Source organism: Terrimonas pollutisoli, from assembly GCF_029360765.1.
In the GTDB taxonomy this organism is placed as follows: domain Bacteria; phylum Bacteroidota; class Bacteroidia; order Chitinophagales; family Chitinophagaceae; genus Terrimonas_B; species Terrimonas_B pollutisoli.
In genome coordinates, this window is record NZ_JARKNA010000024.1 from 22,139 (window position 1) to 38,346 (window position 16,208).

The 16,208-nt window shown below is 40.8% G+C and carries 15 protein-coding genes; 6 read left to right on the forward strand and 9 right to left on the reverse strand.

The annotated features are described in order from the left end of the window. Positions 1–107: 107 nt before the first annotated feature. The 6 genes from P2W73_RS24015 to prfB form a co-directional block, all read right to left on the reverse strand. Positions 108–1,034 carry an aspartate carbamoyltransferase catalytic subunit gene (locus P2W73_RS24015; protein ID WP_276504646.1) on the reverse strand — a complete coding sequence of 309 codons (927 nt, stop codon included), beginning with the start codon at positions 1,032–1,034 and terminating at the stop codon, positions 108–110. Between the two features lie 152 nt (positions 1,035–1,186). Continuing rightward, positions 1,187–1,711, reverse strand: a complete 525-nt coding sequence (gene pyrR, locus P2W73_RS24020; RefSeq protein ID WP_276504647.1) for a bifunctional pyr operon transcriptional regulator/uracil phosphoribosyltransferase PyrR — start codon at positions 1,709–1,711, stop codon at positions 1,187–1,189. A gap of 68 nt (positions 1,712–1,779) precedes the next feature. Beyond that, positions 1,780–2,361: a porin family protein gene (locus P2W73_RS24025; RefSeq protein ID WP_276504648.1), complete on the reverse strand. Its 582-nt coding sequence runs from the start codon at positions 2,359–2,361 to the stop codon at positions 1,780–1,782. A 187-nt stretch (positions 2,362–2,548) separates the two neighbouring features. Beyond that, entirely contained in the window at positions 2,549–3,055 is a 507-nt protein-coding gene (locus tag P2W73_RS24030; RefSeq protein ID WP_276504649.1) for a hypothetical protein, read from the reverse strand. A 282-nt stretch (positions 3,056–3,337) separates the two neighbouring features. After that, complete coding sequence (pruA, locus tag P2W73_RS24035) at positions 3,338–4,969, reverse strand: L-glutamate gamma-semialdehyde dehydrogenase (RefSeq protein ID WP_276504650.1); 1,632 nt, start codon at positions 4,967–4,969, stop codon at positions 3,338–3,340. Between the two features lie 163 nt (positions 4,970–5,132). Further along, positions 5,133–6,228, reverse strand: a protein-coding gene (prfB, locus tag P2W73_RS24040) for a peptide chain release factor 2 (protein ID WP_276504651.1) whose coding sequence is annotated in 2 segments (ribosomal slippage) — positions 5,133–6,167 and positions 6,169–6,228 — 1,095 coding nt in all. Because the reading frame shifts where the segments join, the coding sequence is not laid out codon by codon here. A gap of 110 nt (positions 6,229–6,338) precedes the next feature. Between prfB and P2W73_RS24045 the strand changes: the two genes are divergently transcribed. Further along, positions 6,339–7,541: a DUF2252 domain-containing protein gene (locus P2W73_RS24045; RefSeq protein WP_276504652.1), complete on the forward strand. Its 1,203-nt coding sequence runs from the start codon at positions 6,339–6,341 to the stop codon at positions 7,539–7,541. Between the two features lie 22 nt (positions 7,542–7,563). Here P2W73_RS24045 and P2W73_RS24050 read toward each other — a convergent pair whose 3' ends face one another. After that, positions 7,564–8,475 carry a lysophospholipid acyltransferase family protein gene (locus tag P2W73_RS24050; protein ID WP_276504653.1) on the reverse strand — a complete coding sequence of 304 codons (912 nt, stop codon included), beginning with the start codon at positions 8,473–8,475 and terminating at the stop codon, positions 7,564–7,566. A gap of 457 nt (positions 8,476–8,932) precedes the next feature. Here P2W73_RS24050 and P2W73_RS24055 point away from each other — a divergent pair, with 457 nt between their 5' ends. Then, positions 8,933–9,421 carry a hypothetical protein gene (locus tag P2W73_RS24055; RefSeq protein WP_276504654.1) on the forward strand — a complete coding sequence of 163 codons (489 nt, stop codon included), beginning with the start codon at positions 8,933–8,935 and terminating at the stop codon, positions 9,419–9,421. Positions 9,422–9,482: 61 nt separating this feature from the next. Here P2W73_RS24055 and P2W73_RS24060 read toward each other — a convergent pair whose 3' ends face one another. Further along, complete coding sequence (locus P2W73_RS24060) at positions 9,483–10,577, reverse strand: amidohydrolase family protein (RefSeq protein ID WP_276504655.1); 1,095 nt, start codon at positions 10,575–10,577, stop codon at positions 9,483–9,485. 225 nt (positions 10,578–10,802) lie between these two features. Between P2W73_RS24060 and P2W73_RS24065 the strand changes: the two genes are divergently transcribed. From P2W73_RS24065 to P2W73_RS24080, 4 genes are all read left to right on the forward strand, one after another. Next, the gene (locus tag P2W73_RS24065; protein WP_276504656.1) at positions 10,803–11,648 is read left to right on the forward strand and encodes a dienelactone hydrolase family protein; all 846 of its coding nucleotides are present in this window, start codon (positions 10,803–10,805) and stop codon (positions 11,646–11,648) included. A 90-nt stretch (positions 11,649–11,738) separates the two neighbouring features. Further along, positions 11,739–12,299 carry a LemA family protein gene (locus P2W73_RS24070; RefSeq protein ID WP_276504657.1) on the forward strand — a complete coding sequence of 187 codons (561 nt, stop codon included), beginning with the start codon at positions 11,739–11,741 and terminating at the stop codon, positions 12,297–12,299. Between the two features lie 34 nt (positions 12,300–12,333). Further along, entirely contained in the window at positions 12,334–13,266 is a 933-nt protein-coding gene (locus tag P2W73_RS24075; protein WP_276504658.1) for a M48 family metallopeptidase, read from the forward strand. Positions 13,267–13,670: 404 nt separating this feature from the next. Beyond that, the gene (locus tag P2W73_RS24080) at positions 13,671–14,588 is read left to right on the forward strand and encodes a hypothetical protein (RefSeq protein WP_276504659.1); all 918 of its coding nucleotides are present in this window, start codon (positions 13,671–13,673) and stop codon (positions 14,586–14,588) included. A 287-nt stretch (positions 14,589–14,875) separates the two neighbouring features. Here the strand turns inward: P2W73_RS24080 and P2W73_RS24085 are convergent, their stop codons facing one another. Then, positions 14,876–16,075, reverse strand: a complete 1,200-nt coding sequence (locus P2W73_RS24085) for a M43 family zinc metalloprotease (protein ID WP_276504660.1) — start codon at positions 16,073–16,075, stop codon at positions 14,876–14,878. Positions 16,076–16,208: the final 133 nt, after the last annotated feature.

Consider the following 16,208-nt stretch of genomic DNA (forward strand, 5'->3'; position numbering starts at 1 on the left):
AATCCTCCCTTATGAGAGGACTTAAAGACCTCCACAAAATGAGAATCGTTTTATTGTAATAAATTTCTAACTATACTTCACTAAGCCATCCTGAGCATGCCAAAGGATCAGGCGGTTTGGGGGCTTAATAAATACAAAGCCGCCATCCTAACTGCGACGCCGTTTTCCACTTGCTGCAAAATAATGGACTGTTTGCTATCCGCTACATCGCTGTCCAGCTCTACACCACGATTGATTGGCCCCGGGTGCATAATCACAATTTCTTTATGCAGGCTATCGAGCATTTTCCGGCTGATACCATACGCAAGGTTATATTCACGCAACGAAGAAAACAAAACCTGGTTTTGTCTTTCCAACTGAATCCGTAGCACATTGGCCACATCACACCACTCCAATGTTTCTTTCAAATTATAACTAACGTTTACATTCAGTGCTTCTGCAATATATTTTGGTATTAATGTGGGCGGTCCGCAAACAGTAACTTCTGCGCCCATTTTTTTCAGCAGGTAAATATTGCTTTGTGCTACCCGGCTGTGCATAATATCACCGATGATAGCCACTTTTGTCCCTTCGAGTTTGCCGAGTTTTTCTTTGATGGACAAAGCATCAAGCAATCCTTGTGTCGGATGTTCATTGATGCCATCCCCGGCATTGATAATGGCTGCCGGAATATGTTTTGCCAAAAAATGCGGCGCCCCGCTGGCACTGTGACGCATCACCACCATATCCACTTTCATCGATAAAATATTATTCACCGTATCCAGCAGTGTTTCACCTTTTGCCACGGAGGATGACGAAGCAGTAAAACTAATAGTGTCTGCGGAGAGACGCTTTTCAGCCAGCTCAAAAGATATGCGGGTGCGGGTAGAATTTTCGAAAAACAGGTTTACCACCACTACGTCACGCAGGGAAGGCACTTTTTTTACAGGACGTTGTAAAACTTCCTTGAATTGTTCTGCCGTTTGTAAAATAAGGGAAATGTCTGTAGCCGTCAGGTCTTTAATGCCTAGTAAATGTCGAGTAGATAGTTGCATTAAAAAGCGAAATTAAGGGAACAAGAGGAAAGTTTAATTGTTTAATAGTCTAATTGTTTAAAGTTAAGCCGTATCCATTTAAGAAGGCGCCGGAAAGGAAGTCTTCCATACTGATTCAAATTTTAAACTCTTAAACCTTAAACTTTTAAACTTCAATCCAATATCACCACTTCTTCCTTTCCATCCCGTTCCTTCCATAGCACTTTCACTTTTTGCGAAATAATGGAATCGATGGCCTTGCCTACATAGTCCGGCTGTATGGGAAGCTGCCGGCTAAAGCGACGATCGATCAATATACATAGCTCAACTTTTTCGGGTCGGCCAAAATCGAGTAATGCATCTAATGCAGCTCTTATCGTTCTGCCGGTATATAACACATCGTCGATAAGAACCACTTTTTTCCCTTCAATTGAAAATGGAATGTCTGTTTGATTGGCAATATGAAGTTCCTTTCGTACATCATCACGATAAAAGGTGATGTCTAGCTTTCCATAAGCAACAGGCACCGTTGGAAATTCCTTCTTTATTTCGGCCACTACCCTGTCGGAAAGAAAAATCCCTCTGGGCTGCAAGCCAATTAACACTGTATTTGTGAGTTCGCTATTATTTTCCAGGATTTGATGAGCCAGCCGTTTAATAGTTATCGCCAGTTGCTGTTCCGAAAGAATCGATTTCAAGTAAATAATTTTTGTAAAAATAATAAAGCCTCCGTTAAGAGGCTTTATTAAAAAATCAATTCGCTTTTTTATTTTCTTTTCGCTGCATTATGCATGAACTGGTAAAAAAATCCAACCTGGAATACACTGTTTTTCAGTTTAGCTGCGCCTGGCTCATAGATGTCGTTAATCCCCAAATTGTACCGGGCATCCACACCAAACCCTGCGGGGAAAAGATAACCCATTCCAAAGGCCCAGGAGAAGTCGACTGTGGAAAAATTGTCCTCTAAATTCACTTCCACATCCCCTGCTTCACGTTTCGACGATACTAAAAGCCCCAACTGTGGACCTGTCTGCAACCGAAAACCGTTATCTACCATGTACTGAGCCAGTAAAGGGATGTTGATGTAGTTCAGCTTCAATTTAACATCGTCGACTTTACCACCTTGCATGGAATAGACAACTTCCGGTTGCAACGCAAAATGACGGCTTATATGAATATGCGCCAAACCGCCTACATGCAAACCAGCTTTACTATCATAATCTCCCCCGGGTGAAACATTAACACTGGAAACATTTAGCCCGGCTTTTAAACCGAAATGCGTTTCCTGTGCTGAAACAAACAGCGTTGAAAGAAATAAAGTTGCGAAAACAAAAAATACTTGTTTCATAAATACATGATTTAAAATAAAAACTTCTACATAAGGTACTTACCTTATAAGTTTTTAAAAATCATGCCAAATAGCAACGATTAAACCAAGCGGATATGCACAAACAGTTTTTCCTTTTAAACAGACGTTTACTTGAAACAAAAAAGACCGGGATGCCCGGTCTTCAAAAAATAATATTCGCATTTACTTATTTACCTCCAAGGGAGAAATTGTATCCTACGTGAATACCTACTAAAGAAATGGTAGAACCATCTTTGTGGCCACTTTGGTAGCGTGCACCAAAATCTACATTGTTTACGACATAACCAAAGCCAACAGCCCAGGTGAATAAACCCTCAGAATCACTTTCCCCGCCGTCAGCTTTAGCGCCAAGTATGCCATAACCAATCTGCGGTTCGGCGTAGAAGCCGCTGAAATTGTGACGATATCCGGCAAGCAACGGAATTATGCTCCAATTGGCATCAACACCACCTTTAAATTTATAACTAGTATAGCCGGTAGTAAAGGTTATCTGACCTGCTTCACCAATTCCGAATAAGCCTTTAGCGTAACCGCCAAAACCCGTTTTAGCAGCATCACCAAAATCGCCGGTGGGCAAACCTACCTCAGCACCTACGCCGATTTGGTTATTTCCTTGTTGAGCAAAAACTGCGGATGAAGCCATAATGCAAACAGCTAAGAAAATCTTTTTCATAATTTGTCTTTTTAAAATTGATTTAATGGTTAATAAATCGGGCGCAAACATAAATCAACTGACTTAAATTAATAATGACTTTACATGAAAAGCATCCAAATTGCGTAAAACCACTCACTTTATTATCGTTGAAGTACAGCTTACTGAATGTATGATCAATTTCTTACATTAGTGATCTCACAAGTTAACGCATGATAATAGTGAAGGATGAAATGACGTAATTAGCTTATATAAAAAAGCCTGCAAAATCATGCAAGCTTCTTTATGAATGTTATGCTGATTCTATTCTTCTCCCATAAACGGGTAATGATAATCGACAGGAGGATTAAATGTTTCCTTTATTGTTCTGGCACTTAACCAACGGTATAAATTTAAAATGCTTCCAGCCTTATCGTTTGTGCCGCTTGCCCTGGCTCCACCAAATGGCTGTTGCCCTACTACGGCGCCGGTAGGTTTATCGTTGATATAAAAATTACCGGCAGCATTGCGAAGTCTGGTTGTAGCCAACTCTACCGCAGCTCTGTCTTGTGAGATAATAGATCCTGTCAATGCATAAGGAGAAGTTGTATCTACCAACTCTAATGTCTTGTCAAAACTATTGGCGGGATAAATATAAACAGTCAACACGGGACCGAAGATCTCTTCACACATTGTTACATATTTCGGATCCTTTGCCTCTATAACAGTGGGCTGCACAAAATAGCCTTCTTTTTTATCGCATTTGCCACCTACCCATATTTCTGCTTTCTTATCCTTCTTTGCATTGTCGATATAAGTTTTGATCTTATCAAAACTTTTTTCATCGATAACAGCATTCACGAAGTTGGAAAAATTTTCTACAGTGCCCATTTTAAAACTTTTCACTCCCGCTACCAGTTTCTTCTTTACTTCTTCAGCAATATTGGAAGGGATATAAGCTCTTGATGCTGCTGAACATTTTTGTCCCTGGAACTCAAATGCGCCACGCAATAGGGCTGTAGCTACTACATCGGGATCGGCACTTTTATGCGCAATCACAAAATCCTTTCCGCCTGTTTCGCCAACAATACGGGGATATGATTTATACATCGCCATATTCTTACCGATGGTTTCCCACATATTGTTAAACACTCCGGTAGAACCGGTAAAATGAACACCTGCAAAATCTTTATGATTGAAACAGACTTTACCAAGCGTTGGACCATCTACATAAATTAAATTGATAACACCGTCGGGCAAACCTGCTTCTTTCAAAATCCGCATGGTCATTTGCGCCGAGTATACTTGTGTATTAGCCGGTTTCCATATTACAACGTTTCCGCACATAGCAGCTGATGTAGGAAGATTGCCTCCGATTGCTGTAAAGTTGAATGGCGTTACAGCCAATACAAATCCTTCCAATGGACGATACTCCATCCTGTTGTGCATACCAGGACTGCTGATAGGTTGCTGTTTATATATCTCACTTAAGAAATGTACATTGAAGCGAAGAAAATCGATCAGCTCACATGCGGAATCGATCTCGGCCTGGAATGCGTTTTTACTTTGACCAAGCATCGTCGTACCGTTCATATATGGCCGGTACCTGGTAGCCATAAGGTCGGCTGCTTTTAAAAAAATACCAGCCCGGTTCTCCCAACTCATGCCGGCCCAATTTTCCTTTGCTGCAAGGGCAGCTTCAATCGCCTGTTCAATATGTTTTTCTTCACCGGTATGAAAATAACCGAGTGTATGATTTATTTCATGCGGGGGATGAAGAGCTATTTTTTTATTTGTTCTTACCTCTTTGCTTCCGATATACATGGGCACGTCTATCTCTTCACTCTTCAATTCCTTCAATACTTCTTTCAATCTTTTTCGCTCCGGCGATCCCGGTGCATAAGAAAGTACCGGCTCGTTTGCCGGCATTGGATATGAAAATGTTCCTATACTCATGTTTAAAACCCTCCAAATCCCGACAAGCCGGGACTTATTGTGTGATTAAATGTGATTGTATTTTTTTAATAAGTTTCAAGATCAGTGAAAACTTCGGAATAAATTTTCAAATGTTCAAACCCTTCGCAAATCCCCTCCTGAGCTTGTCGAAGGATTTGAGGATTTAGGGAGTTGTATTTTCCTTTTCACTCATCAAATACGCCTTAATAAATCCATCCAACTCCCCATCCATCACCGGCTGCACATTTCCTACTTCATAGTCGGTCCTATGATCCTTGATCATTTTATAAGGATGAAAAACATAACTACGTATCTGGCTACCCCACTCTATTTTTTTCTTGCTGCTATTTACCGAATCTTTCAACTCATTTCGTTTGCGAAGTTCCAACTCATATAGACGGCTCTTCAACATTTCCATCGCCCTTTCCCGGTTGCCCAACTGCGACCTGTCCTGCTGGCACACTACTACAATGCCGGTTGGTATATGCGTCAACTGAACTTTTGTTTCTACCTTGTTTACATTCTGACCGCCGGCACCGCCACTACGTGATGTTTCCATCTTTACATCCGCAGGCTTTATTTCTATATTGATGCTATCGTCCACCAGGGGATAAACAAATATGGAACAGAATGAAGTGTGTCGCCTGGCATTACTGTCAAAAGGAGAAATACGAACCAGGCGATGTACCCCACTTTCGGCTTTTAAGAAACCGTAAGCAAAGGGGCCGTCAAATTGTAAAGTAGCTGTTTTAATGCCGGCACCATCGCCCCATTGCCAATCCAATTCCGTTACTGTCCAGCCTTGTTTTTCGCCATACATCCTATACATACGGGCCAGCATTTCGGCCCAGTCCTGGCTTTCCGTACCGCCAGCACCTGAGTTGATCTGTAATACCGCAGGCAATTCGTCTTCCGGCTCGTTCAATGTTCCTTTAAACTCGGCTTCTTCCACCAATTCCAACGCCTTTTCATACGCCTCTTTGGTTTCCTCTTCGGTGGCATCGCCTGCTTTCCAAAAATCCATCAATACGGCAAAATCCTCCACGGCCATCTCGGCCGTTTCGTAGAGTTTCACCCAATATTCATTGACCTTGGCATTTTTAAGGATTTCTGTTGCCCGCTTATTATCATCCCAAAAACCGGGGCTCAGCGAAAGCTGCTTATCTTCTTCAATCTTATATCGTCGGTTTTCGACGTCAAAGAAACCTCCTTATCCCGGCAATGCGGGACCGCATATCCTGTAATTTTTCTTGTGTCATAGGGCGCAAAGGTAAGTGAAAGAGGGGAAGTTTAGCCTCGCTCTTTCACTGAGGTTTTCATCATTACTTTTGTAACTCCGTTTGTTATTGAAGTAAAATACTTTTATTCTATGGCAACCGTAACCGAGCGAATAAAAGAATTCAATCAATCACTGCTGAAAGAATCCGTGCAGGTTAAATATGCCCGGCTTGCAGAAAATGAATTCAGGTTTTTCCGGGGCACCTGCCACCTGTTTTACCAGGATCTTTTTAACCACAAAGAAAATTTTCCCAACTCACCTGTCGCCTGGGTCTGCGGCGATCTGCACCTGGAAAATTTTGGTAGTTTTAAAGGCAACAACAGGCTGGTATATTTTGACCTGAATGATTTTGGCGAAGCGATCCTGGCTCCTGCATTATGGGAAATTGCCCGTTTGATCACCAGTATTTTTGTTGCATTCGATTCACTGCGCATTGATACAAATGAGGCAGAAAAACTGGCCACTTTATTTTTGGATGTCTACTCTCATACGCTCAGCAAAGGGAAAGCCTTGTATATAGAACCCCAGGTAGCAAAAGGCGTAGTTCGGGAATTTCTAACCCATGTTGCCGAAAGAAAAACAAAAGAACTGCTGCGTGATCGAATAACGGGCGGAAAATACAAACCGAGACTTTTAATCGATAATGATCGCCATTATGCTTTAGATGAAAATTTGAAACAAGAGTTGTATACGCATATCCGGGAATGGAGCGTCAAAGACAAAAAATTAAAGCAATATCACTGCCTTGATATTGCTTTCCGCATTGCAGGAACGGGAAGTATAGGTATTAATCGTTATTGCTTTTTATTGCAGCATTCAGAAAAATCAAACAATTTTCTGCTGCTTGATATGAAAGAAGTAAGCGCATCAAGCCTCTTACCCTATATAACCATAGCCCAACCCAAATGGTCAAGTGAATCGGAACGAATATGCACAATAGAAGAATATATGCAAAATAATTCGCCTGCTCTGTTAGGTTCTACCCGTTTTAGAGATAGGGATTATGTTATAAGAGAATTACAACCCAGTTCTGATAAGATAGATTTTAAGTTGATAAGAGATAACTCAAAAGACCTGGGCCGGGTCATTAACGATATGGCTATTCTTACTGCTTCCGCACAACTGAGAAGTGCCGGTCGAAAAGGCGCTGCTATCCCTGATGATCTTATCGCATTTGGTCATACGGCTGATTGGCATACTAAGCTGCTTGATTATAGCAGGACCTATAGTCAAACAATAAAGAGTTACTATCGCCAATATATGGATGGCTATTCGGCTGGAATCTTCAATTAAACTCTTTGGGGAATACCCATATTTAATTTGCACCAGGCACCATAGGCGGAATATCATCTACCCACATATTCTCATAATCGGGTTTCCACTCATGCTTCCAGCGTTTGTGACTCCACAGATAAAGTTCAGGCTGAAGGCGGATATTTTCTTCCAGGTGGCGGACATAACGCCTGATCAATTCTCCATCAGGCAATAGTTTTAACTCATCTGCTAACAGAAAATATTCAAAATGATAATGCCCCCTTTTTTTCCTGGTAGTGGTCATCATCACAACCGGTATATTTTGCCCGCGGGCAAATTTTTCAGGTCCTTTTACAAACGCCGCCGGCCGGTTTAAAAAATTAAGCCAATAAGCATTATCCGGAAATGCGGGACGCTGGTCAGCACCAAGAGCAATGAGGTATTGTTTTTTTCGCCACGGGATAATAGCCCGGGCCATGTCAGAACTTGCTAACAAGGGATTACCCCACCTACCCCTGAGGTAAAGGATAAGCCTGTTCATCACTTTATTACTCTGTGGCAGGTATACGGTAAGAAAAGTATAAGGCTGGTTGATGCCGGCATGCAGGGTCATTAATTCCCAATTAAAAAAATGTCCCAGGTTTGCCTGTACTGATCTGCCTGAGTCGTGTAATTGATAAAATATTTCAAAATTGCCGGTTATCCTTTTATTTAACGATCGCTTGCTGATTGAAAGCAGTTTTACCGTTTCCGCCCAGTGGTCGACAAAACTGCGATAAAATTTTTTGGCGATTACTTTTCTTTCCGCTTCAGTTTTGTCCGGGAATGCCTGTGACAAATTATCCATTACCACTTCTTTTCGGTAACCAACGATATAATAAAAGATGAAAGCGGTCAGGTCCGAAAACAAATACAACACCCGCATTGGAAACAAAGAAAGAGCATATAGCAGGCCGAAAACAATGTAATACATCACTTCAAAAATTCAGGCGCAAGATACATATTGCCGTTAATTATTTTACCTACTCCATCTAAGGGAGAAACCTGGAATGATATTGTTTAATACAAAAAGGATCTGCGATGGCAAGACATTTTGTGATTGGAGTATCGTCTTCGAAAAAAAATATTTTATTCCTAAATAATTAAATATATACCTTAGCATTTCCAATAAACATTTAAATCTTTATTGGTACACCAGCCTCTATCTAACTAATACATCATACAGGAACAGTGCGATTCCCTAAAAACATTAACCTCTACCCCCATAGGGTTCTGTTGTAGCCAACTTTCATTCTGAATACGAATTCTTATTCTGCTTACAAAATTTACAACAGATTTTGCCAGAGGTTGTTTGCCTTAATGTCAAATCTATTGTGATGTAATACTTTTTCCTAATCAATCATTTTTTTTAACCAAAAAACGTAAATCTCATGAAAAAGTTATCATTAATCGCTGCATTTGCATTTGCAGCCACATCATTCAGTTTTACGACTAATCAAAATGTTGCACCACAATTGGCTCTTGCCGATGGAGCCAGCAGTATTATCGTGCCAGTCGAGTTGTTTGTTTTTATTCCCTGTGCAGGAGAAACCGTTACTTTGACCGGAAACCTGCATATCCTCACACACCTGACAACGAATGGAAACAATTTCGTTTCTAAATCTCACTTTCAGCCACAAGGTATTTCAGGTGTGGGAGATGTTTCAGGCGATAAATATCAGGCAACAGGAGTAACTCAAGACCTGGTTCGAGGCTCATTTGTTAATGGCAGTTTTACTTACACCGCTGTAAATAATTTCAGGATAATTGGGCAGGGAACCGGAAACAATTACCTGGTTCATCAATTATATCATATCACAATTACTCCAAATGGAATTGTTTCGACTGTCGTAGATAACACAAGCATTGACTGCCAATAGGAAGACTATATAAAAAGGGGCCATAAGCGTCCCTTTTTATTATTGTTGATAGTTGCAAAAACTAATCAGGGAACAAAGTTTTATCAATGCCAGGAATAATTCGCAAAGCATTTTTGTAATACACTTTTTTTAAAATCGTATCCGGCAAGCCCATCCCATACATAGCCCAAAATGCATGGTACTTTTTATGATAAGGAAAGTATTCATCATCCGTCTCCAGCACACGGAAATACGTCGCATACTCATCCGGCACCCAGCTGTCTTTACCGAATAATATCCTGTCCTGGTATTTAGTAAAAAATTGGTTGGCGGTTTTTGGCTGCCGGCCTAACTCAGCAATTACGGCACCAAACTCCACTACCACGTTGGGCATTTCATCCAGTAATTGACCCAACTTTTTTAAATCATTGGGGTACCAGCCAAAATGGGCGGCGATAAATGTAGTCTTTGGGTGTCTTTTAAATAAGCGATGCTGCTCCGCAATCAATGTATCCCATGGAGCCGGATGTGTATCATCTTTTTTACGATTCGGATGAGTGGTTAATTCCAGCCAGCGTTCATTGTTTTCATCCATGGGTTCCCAAAATGATTTGGGATCAGCTGTGTGGATCAGTACAGGTATCTTTAATTCTCCCGCCTTTTCCCAAACCGGATCAAGTCTTGGATCGTCTACTGCTACCCTTTTGCCATTAATGTCCGTAACCGAAAATCCAAGGTTTTTATAGATCTTCAGGCCATTCGCTCCGTTCTTCACATCTGCCTCCAATTGCCTGGCAGCCTTGTCGCCCCATCCCGGTTCACCTACATTTTTAAAATCAACGTTGGCAAAAACAATAAATCGTTTTGGGTAGTGATCTTTTATATTGGCCATCGATTTTTTGATCTGGTCTCCACTTTGACCACTCAGGTTCACCATTACCTTCATATTCAACTTATCCATTTCGGCAACCAGGCTGCCCAGATCCATATCTGGCATACTGAATTGATGATTGTGTACATCAATAAAAGGATATTTTGCTTTAGCCACTTTATGCTCAGGCACTACCAAAGTGGACGGAGGATTGTATTTTTCAAAATCCATCTTACCACTCATTTGCGCACGGGAATGAACAAATAAAAAGGCAGCGCCAATAAAGAAGAAATATTTTTTTATCATTCTGTTTTCTTTATAAGCATACAAGATAATGAAATGACCAAAAAAACTGTTTGCCGGTTATACAATTTTACTTTGTCCATTTGTTGAGATAGGTCTTTAATGAACCCAATTTTAAGTACATTCATCTCGCCAGGATAACATAACCCGGAACAAAACTATCGTGATCAACAAGTTTTTTTCGGAACTTTAATGATCTCAAGTTTATTGTCAACCAAATTTGTAACCATGCGAACGAAATTTTTTATCAATCTGGCAATACTTATTGTTGCCATCTTCTTTTCAGCCTGCAACAATGAAAGTTCACCGAAAGAAAAGGAAATGAAGGACTCCGTTACTACAAAAACACCAAGCCTCAAAGAAGATAATGTTATTTATACAGGCGATAACGTGACAATGAATGGCTACGTGGTGTATGATGAAAATAAAGAGGGAACAAGACCGGCCGTTCTCGTTATTCATGAATGGTGGGGATTAAATGATTATGCTAAGAGCCGGGCCAAACAATTGGCAGAGTTGGGTTATATCGCTATGGCTGTAGATATGTATGGCAATGGAAAAACAGCCGATAATCCGGATTCCGCTTCAAAGTATGCAACACCGTTTTATCAAAAACCGCAAATGACCAAGGCGAGGTTTGACGCCGCATTGGAAAAACTAAAAACTTATCCTCAAACCGATGCGACAAAAATCGCCGCTATTGGTTATTGTTTCGGCGGTGCGCAGGTTTTGAATCTCGCCAGGATGGGTGAAGACCTGAAAGGCGTGGTTAGCTTTCATGGCAATCTCCTGGGTGTGCCATTGGATAAATCGAAATTAAAAGCAGAGGTATTGGTTTGCCATGGCGCCGCTGATCCTTTTGTGCCGCAAAAAGAAGTGGACATGTTTAAAAAACAAATGGACTCTGTCGGAGCCAAATACACTTTTAAAGCATATGAAGGTGCCGTACATGCTTTCACCAACCCCAATGCCACCGCAATGGGTGAAAAATTTAAAATTCCTATCAAGTATGATGCTGCTGCCGACTCCGCATCATGGAACGACATGAAAGCGTTTTTTGGCAGAATATTTTAATCGAAATGGGAGCTCAGGCTTGCCACCGGGAACTTCAAACAGTTCCCGGTTTTTTTATTTAATTTCATTATCCACTAAACCCACCTACCAATGGCAGTAATTATTATCATCGCCATCCTTGTATTAATCTCTATCTGGCTGACCAGTCTTTACAATGGATTGGTGAAACTTCGCAACCGGCGACAAAATGCGTTTGCTGACATTGATGTTCAGCTGCGTCAGCGTCACGATCTTGTACCACAACTGGTGGAAACCGTTAAAGGCTATGCAACCCACGAAAGAGAATTGTTGATGCGGATTACCGAAGCCCGGTCGGCTGCGATGGCCGCCCATACTATAGATGATAAGATCAAGGCAGAGCAACAACTGACTTCGGCCTTGCAGGGATTAAGAGTCCAGGTAGAAGCTTATCCTGATCTGAAAGCCAATCAAAACTTTCTTCAATTACAGGAAGAGCTAAGCGATATCGAAAACAAACTGGCAGCGTCCAGACGTTTCTTCAATGGCGCCACTACAGAATACAATAACGCCGTAGAATCTTTCCCCAGCAACCTGGTTGCCAGGAATTTTGGTTTCCTCCGTGAAATTTTCTTTGATCTTGGTACGGATACCCGCAGGCAAATGGAAGAACCGCCAACAATTCAATTCTAAAAGCCCCTGGTCCGCCAGTTGGCGGAGAATATAAATGCAATACATTGGATTATTTAGCCAGATCAGAAAAAACAACTTCAATTCTGTCTTACTGCTTATCGCATTCCCGGTTTTATTACTGGCAATGTGTTATGCGATTTTATTTTTTACGAATGAGCATGACGCGAAACAGACCAACCAATATTTTGTACGGATTGTTCCCTTTGTTTTGATTGGAGTGGGAACCTGGTTTTTAATTGCCTGGGCCGGGCATAGTGCTTTTATCCGGATGGCGACGGGATCGAAATCGCTGGAGCGGAAAGAAAATAAACGTGTTTACAACCTGCTCGAAAATATCTGTATCTCACAGGGCATGAAAATGCCCAAGCTTAATATCATTCAAGATGATTCGTTAAACGCATTTGCCAGTGGCATTAATGATAACTCTTATGCTATTTCTTTATCAACAGGTATCATCAATAAATTGTCGGATGAAGAACTGGAAGGCGTATTGGCACACGAGCTATCGCATATCCGCAATCGGGATGTGAGGTTGCTGATTATCTCCATCATCTTTGTCGGTATTTTTTCATTTGTGGCTGAAATGGCTTTCAGGAGTCTTCGGTTTGCTGGTCGCAAAAGCGACAAAAATGGAAAAGGAAGCGGGGCTATCATTCTTATCGTCATTGCCATTACGGCTGTTGCTTATTTGATCTCTGTTTTGCTTCGCTTTGGCATAAGCCGCAAGAGAGAATACCTGGCAGACGCCGGCGCCGCTGAAATAACTAAAAAACCTTATGCCCTGGCATCAGCCCTGCGAAAAATATCCAACGATCCCATGATTGAGGCGGTAGAGAGCCGCGATGTAGCGCAATTATTTATTGATAATCCCACACCGTCTGTTCATAAGTCGGCTTCCTGGGATAATTTATTTGCTACTCACCCGCCGATTGAAAAAAGAATTTCGTTATTGGAGCAATTTGTATAAAGTGTTATAATTTAAAAACTGACAATTCTTATTTTTATTTGTAGAAGAGGAGTTCTTTGAAAAAGGTTACTATCCCTTCGGATGTGAATTTTATTCAAATAGCTACTGAAAAAGATTGTCGAAGATGTCTTTTATTTTAAGATGTGGACGGTAATGCGGTTGGTGATACTTCGACATGCTCAATACATCAACCCCGGCGTTCGGCGTGCGATTTTTCGGAAGACCAACTTGAGCAAAATTACTGAGTTTAGTTCGAAGAGAAGGCGTTGCATTTTTTATTCATGGTATTTTTGTTTGTTAAGATGGTCGGAGGAGTGGAATAAATTTATATGTTCGCTGTAATTTTCCAGTGATATTAACAACCATTACTTAGACAACAATACATTTCCTAAATCAACATTTATATGAAGTTAACTCTACTTATTATCCACATCCTATTTATTTCATCTCTCACGTCAGCCCAGGATTTCATTGAATTAAAATCAAATGAAGTTGTATTTAGAATAACGAGAACTAATAAAAAGAAAAATCAAGTCGTAAAAACATCTGACAACTCCTCATTAAAGGAAGGCTTTTACAAGACAAGCAACGGAGATAGATTTACACTTTTCCAGGTCAACGACTCAGGTCATTTAATTGGCAGTCTAAAAACTTACGACAAACAAAAAATGTTCTTAGAAACACTATGGGAAGATGGAATTCAGACAAGAGAGTTTGTTTACTTGAATGGAAATATTGCTATGGAATCTTTTGATTCAACTGTCAATGTAATGTTGTATGACAGTTTGAAAAATATATGGCAACCTGTGAAAAAGACTATACTAATAGAAAAACAATATTTCAGAACAACTAACGAAATGCGTATAAGGTTTGCAATAGGTGGTTACGACGCTTATGCCCATTATTTTTATAAAGAAGGGAAACTTATAAGGGAAATTATTCCCCATTTCTACGAAAAAGAATATGACACGTCTGGAAATGTTATATCACGAATCGAATATAATTGGAAGAACCAACAAATTGAATCGTCTGACTTTAAAAACGGAAAGTTGGTTTCAAAAAAGATTTTGAAAAATAAAAACATGTTCTGGGATTCAAAAGGTATAGTTCGATTCCCGAACGATGAAGGCAATCGAGATGAAATTACAAGCCTCATTTATTACAGTTCTGGCGCTATAAAGAAAAAAGAAATAATAAAGGATGGGAAAAGAACTGTAATTAATTATGACGCCAAGGGAAAAGTGATAAATCAAACTACAGATGAAGTTAATCTACAAAAAGTTGATTCTAATGCCGTGCCACCAGTTGAAATAAAGAAATAAGATCATAAGGTTTCGTCCCTGATTAAATATTACAGTTAGTTTAGCTCATTCCCCAAACAAAAAGAGGCTGTCTCAAAAATAAGTGACAACCTTTTTCACGACAAAGTTGGTGTTTTTCACCAGGTTTTTCACCAACCGAACTACGTAAAGCTTTTAACGCCGAGGTTGGTGTTTTTTTCGGCCAACACCTGCGAGGGCAAAAGAGAATTGCCTTGCTGGACAATTTGTATAAAATAAAAAGGGTCGTTTTACAACGACCCCGGATCAACATGAAGTTGATGGTTGTTCTACAATTTTATGAACTTTTGTTTGATTGTCTCCCCGTCTTCTTTTTTGGCCAAAAGGAAGTAAATACCGGGAGTAAGTTTAGCAATATCAATCTTAACTAATTTAGTATTAGCAGTGGCCTGGGTCACCGGCTGGCCCTGCAAATTAATTACTCTTACAACCTGCCCCATCCATCTAATGTCGTAGGAAAGGTCAAGAATAATTTCACTGGTAGCAGGATTGGGATATATTTTCGCCTGCAACGTGGTTGGCACTTCTTCAAATGGTTCCGGTGCGGCATATAGTGCAGGTATTAAACCAACTGATGAAAGAATGCCATTTCTTGCACCATCCGTCTCAAATAATGTTCTCATTCTTTCCTTCTGCCCTTCGGTAAACATATTGATGCAGCCATCCTGGGTCAGGTCCATAAAATTCATATACATATCACCATGCGGGCCACTGCTGCAGGATGTTCTTATACCAGAAGGACAACCCGGCGTAAAATTGCCTTGCTTCGGCGTATCATTTACCCAGTCATCACCACAATAGCTATCACCCCAGATATGCCTTAAACCCAGCCAGTGACCAATTTCGTGCACAGCTGTTTTGCCCTGTTCATAACCAGCTCTTGAGCTTTTTCCAAAAACATTTCTGGTAATCACTACACCATCTTTATCTGCTGGTCCGCCGGGAAAGCTGGAGTAACCGGCAATACTGGCCAGGTTACATACCCAGATATTCAGGTAGCTTTTGCTGTCCCATGCATCGGCGCCTCCTTTAGCGGATTGTTTCATTTGATCATCGGCGCTCCATCTGGTCACGGCGGTATATTTTCTTACGATGCCGGTAGTAGCCCTGCGCTGGGGATCAGAAGTGGCCAGTTGAAATTCTATACCACAATCCGCGGCAATGGATTTAAACCATTCAGGAGTATTACTGGTATCGGCGGCACGACGGCGAAAATTGTCGTTTAATATTTTTATTTGCTCCAACACTATTTCATCGGTAATATTTTCTGAAGCCTTATTATAGAGAACATGCAGTACGACAGGGATTTTAATGATGCTGCCTACATGAGGCCTTCCCGCTAACCCGGATGCTTCATTCAATTGGCGCTGAATAAAACGCTCAACCCGTTCAACATTATATTTCACGGAAGGATTTGCTTTGGCTTCGCTTTCGAGATAGTCAAAAGACGAACATGCCCTTTGTGCCATTAATTGGCTGCTGGTGATTAGTAGCAAAAATGCCAGTAGGTAGATCCGCATAGCTCAATAAGTCGGGTAGTCGGTAATACATGGCAATAACAATTGACCATGAGCCTTCACGTGGCATTGGAAAAATAAAAGC